Source organism: Pararhodonellum marinum (genome assembly GCF_015354735.1).
In the GTDB taxonomy this organism is placed as follows: Bacteria; Bacteroidota; Bacteroidia; order Cytophagales; family Cyclobacteriaceae; genus Pararhodonellum; species Pararhodonellum marinum.
In genome coordinates, this window is the sequence record NZ_JACEFJ010000040.1 from 1 (window position 1) to 1203 (window position 1203).

General features: G+C 41.1%; 2 protein-coding genes. Both read right to left on the minus strand.

The genetic code is table 11. The annotated features are described in order from the left end of the window. Window positions 1-223: 223 nt before the first annotated feature. A complete protein-coding gene (locus H1A14_RS23025; RefSeq protein ID WP_317174925.1) occupies window positions 224-1039 on the minus strand; it encodes an IS3 family transposase in 816 nt (271 codons plus the stop codon). Further along, window positions 1033-1203, minus strand: a complete 171-nt coding sequence (locus H1A14_RS23475) for a transposase (RefSeq protein WP_394355345.1) — start codon at window positions 1201-1203, stop codon at window positions 1033-1035. Before H1A14_RS23475 ends, H1A14_RS23025 begins: the two co-directional genes overlap by 7 nt.

Genomic DNA, 1203 nt, shown 5'->3' on the forward strand with positions numbered 1-1203 from the left:
GTAAGTGGCTGGCTTTTTTGACAGTTTGTAAATATAGTTGATTGTTTAGAAATTTGCATTGTTCGGTTAAAACGGAAGTGGGCTCTGCTGGGGAGCAACCCACCAGGGATAGATCGAACCGACGAAAATGAAAGTAAGGCGCATATATTGCGTCTTTCTTTTTGTCTATTTTCCGAGCTGTATTCCTTAGAAAACCCATTTTTTCGTTAAATCGATGATCAGATTATGCGGCATATTCATTTGGCGTTTGATATTTGAGAGCCTCATGAGGCCTGTCGCTATTGTATTCTTCAACCCATCGATCTGTGATTTCCCGCGCCTGTGCTACTGTGAAAAACAGGTTGGAATCCAATACATCCTCCCTGTAGGTTTTATTGAATCTCTCGACAATTGCGTTCTGCTGGGGTTTGCCTTTTTGGATCTTAATCCAATCAATCTCATTTTCCTCCAACCAATTCTGGAACAATCCCGAAGTAAACTCTGGGCCATTGTCGGTTCGTATACCCAAAGGTTTGCCATATTCATCGATTGCTTTCCCTACTATTTCAATGACCTTCCTTGAAGGCATATTTCTGCTGATTTCTATTTTTAAACATTTCCGGTTGAATTGGTCTATTAAATTCAAGGTTCTGATCTTACTGCCGTTTACCAAACAGTCTGACATAAAATCCATTGCCCATTCCACATTCGCAGCCATCGGTAGCTCAATGGGATTTGCGGGATTGTTAAGCCGTTTTCTTTTCAACCTTTTATAAAGTGAGAATCCTTCATTTTCATAAACCCTCCTTATTTTTGAAGAACCCAGTTTGGGATGCTTTTTCCTGACCTTAACTATAACTTTTCGCCTTCCCAAACGAGTTGTGCCCACCACACTTTCAATCGCCGATTTTACTTCTGCGTCTTTTTGAGGCATCCGCTTTTGATAATATTTCTTTGTTCTGGAGCAATTGAAAAGTTTACACGCCTTAGCATAGCTCAACTCCGGAAACTTCTCCTGAATAAGAATTAAGCACTGCTCTTTTTGATAAGGCGTCACCACTTTTTTGAATTGACTTCCTTAAGAACATCAATGGAGAGCTGTTGCTCGGCCACAATTCTTTTAAGCCTCGCATTTTCCTCTTCCAGCTCCTTTACCCGGTGTAACTCCGAGAGGGTCATCCCTCCGTATTTGCTCTTCCAGTTATAGAACGTAGGTTCAGATAT